Origin of the sequence: Imperialibacter sp. EC-SDR9, assembly GCF_902498805.1 — a bacterium.
In the GTDB taxonomy this organism is placed as follows: domain Bacteria; phylum Bacteroidota; class Bacteroidia; order Cytophagales; family Cyclobacteriaceae; genus Imperialibacter.
Genome location: NZ_LR701635.1, coordinates 1 through 1,151 on the forward strand (window position 1 = coordinate 1; position 1,151 = coordinate 1,151).

1 protein-coding gene is annotated in these 1,151 nt (G+C 45.3%); it reads right to left on the reverse strand.

Annotated elements, in window-relative coordinates; all coding sequences use genetic code 11:
• Positions 1-1,151 (reverse strand): hypothetical protein (locus tag GC130_RS28750; RefSeq protein ID WP_193218014.1); only part of this gene is annotated, 1,151 nt, incomplete at both ends.

Below are 1,151 nucleotides of genomic sequence, written 5' to 3' on the forward strand. Positions count from 1 at the left end.
CTCTGAACTGTTACTTCCTGCGAGGCATAGTCCGTATTCCCATTAGAGGAGCTTGCCAATAGCTCTACTACATAGCTCCCAGATTCAGTGTAAGTCACACCTTCAGGTTCAAAGGCCGTGGAACTATTCACACTTACTTTTGTACACTGGTCTACAAAGTTCAGCTGGCTAACCTTCTTATTGGCCTTGCTCATACCCAGCATCTGCCAGTTGGTTCCCTCCTTGATCAAACGATGATTGAATAAGGAACTCATCGTATTACTAAAGGTGCCTAAGGACTCTATACTCTCTCCCCCAGGCACCAGCGTTGCACCAAACTGATAGCGGTAAACACCAGCAGAGCCACTTATCAACCCATAATACTTAAGCCCGTCTTTTACCAACTGAACATCGGTAGGTAATGAAACTGTGCCTAGTTCACTAAATACTGGAACACTTGACAACACAGCCCCAAAAGACATATGATACATCTTGCTGTTGTTATAGGAAGCAACCAAACCATACCAGTTGCCTGCACTCTGCCCAATACTTATCCCCAGCGGGCCAGACAAGCCCGCTCCTGTACCCAATGTCGAAACATCACCTATCACAGGGTTGTTGGTGATACTACCCCCAAAGTTGATTGCCTTTATATTGTTCCCATTGAAGTTAGTCACAAAAACCAACCACTTCGATCCATCCCATTTTACTGTCAAACCACGTGGACCATTTAAACCTAATGTGCCCAATGAAACAGCAGTTGGAGTACCGGTAACCGAACTGCCAAAACTTAAACGAACCAGCGTAGAAGTTCCAAAATTAGCTACCAGGCCGTACCAGTTAGCCCCCTCCTTTACTAAACGTATCTGAGCAGGCCCCGATAATACACCGCCAAGTGTTCCTATCTCGACTTGAGTCGGAATATTGACCAACGAATTACCAAACTCCAACCGGTATAGCTTAGAACTAGTACGGTCAAACAAAAATCCGTACCACATGCCCTGCTCTGTAACAACCTCAAAACCCTCAGGACTCGATAAACTACTGATATTAAGTGCTGTCGTCCCTACTCCAGCATGCTCCAAACCATTCTGACAAAAATCCCACTGATAAGACACTCCATTCAAACTCTCATTACTCAACTGTAAACTCTCTCCCAAACACAAACTCCC